Source organism: Ideonella sp. P3_A4 (genome assembly GCF_056403075.1).
In genome coordinates, this window is record NZ_JBFUGE010001004.1 from 1 (window position 1) to 1,511 (window position 1,511).

The 1,511-nt window shown below is 67.1% G+C and carries 1 protein-coding gene; it reads left to right on the forward strand.

From position 1 onward, the window contains the following. Positions 1–488 precede the first annotated feature (488 nt). The coding region (locus AC1DYI_RS35300) for a S8/S53 family peptidase (protein WP_477208753.1) at positions 489–1,511 on the forward strand (1,023 nt) is incomplete at its 3' end.

Here is a 1,511-nt window from a genome sequence, read left to right on the forward strand (position 1 = left end):
CCTCGGGCGCACGACTCAGGGCGCAGCCACGGCAAGCGAAGACTGTCCAAGCGCGGATCGCCTGACCTGCGTCGTTCGAGGCCTTGGTCATTCTGGCCAGAAAGCTGTTGCGAGTCGCCTGTGCCGTCTGGCGCAGCGGCAAGCCCTTCGAGCCGAACAGATTCACCTTGCCGGCTTGACAAAAACCATGGGACCTCTGCCGCCCCGCCGCCAGGGCCTCCTTGGGGGCCGAGCCTGGGGCGGGGTGTTTCGGACGCTGTCGGCCTGCCTAAGTTTAGGGACATCAGGCGTAGCCGAAGAAGCACACACTCCCGGGGCGCCCGGGCTGCGGTACGAGCTTTCATGCGGGCCAAGATGGTCTGGCGAGGGATGCCCTGCCGTAGACGTTGCCTGGGCGTGTGCGAAGCCACTAAGCGCTTCAAGGAGTACACGCAATGAATGCATCGTTCAGGTTGACGCGTCTGGTCATGGCTGGCGGAATTGCAGTGATGCCCGCCCTCAGCCTTGTGGCGCAGGCGGCCGGTGGCGCTACGACGCCCGGCGTGTCCCGTGCCATGTCGGCCAGCCCCGCCGCTGCGGCGCCGTATGCCGCACCGGCGAATGTCTTCGTGCCCGACAGCAGCCGGGAGCTGGCCGGCGACGCCGGCGCACGCGCCCATACCAACTACTACGTTCGCAACGTCAACGGGGTCCAGCCCAGAACACTGAGTGACCTCGCGGCCCCGGCGCCCGCTGCTGCGGGCATCGTCCCGGATGCCACGTTCGCCGAATACCCCGCGTCGCTGGCCTGCGTGTATGGCGTGGGCAAGGCGAAGTACGCGGGCTGTGTCCCGACCAACAACAGCGCGTACGTCGCCAAGGGCGGCAGTGGCGCCGTCGCCATCGTCATTGCCTACGACAACCCGACGGCGGCGGCGGACCTGAGCTTCTTCAGCTCGTTCTTCGGGCTGCCGGCGCCCAAATTCACGAAGATCTACGCGAACGGCAATGGCAACTGCAACGTACCGCCGTTCAACTCCGGTTGGGCGCTGGAGTCGGCGCTCGACACGCAGTGGGTGCATGCCATGGCGCCGAGTGCCCGGGTCATCCTGGTCGAGGCCTGCTCGAACAGTTATGTCGACCTGATGTACGCCGAGCAGGTGGCCGAACAGGCGCTGCTGCCGTACAACGGCGGCCAGATCTCCAACAGCTGGAGCAGCGGCGAGTTCTCGACCGAGTCTTCGGACTGGGACTGGGTCTTCCGCGCCAACTGGGCGGCCGGCAAGCCGATCAGCTTCTTCTTCTCATCGGGCGACGCGGGCCTCGGGCCGCRGTACCCGAGCTCGTCRCCGTGGGTCGTGTCCGTCGGCGGCACGACGATCAACCGCGACGCCGGCACGCAGTACTTCCAGAGCGAGAGCTGCTGGGCCGGCTCGGGCGGCGGGACCAGCGCCTACGAGACCTACAGCAGCACGTTCGGCACCGGCACCGGGCCCTGGACGAACTACCAATACCCGCTGTTCGGCCAATCC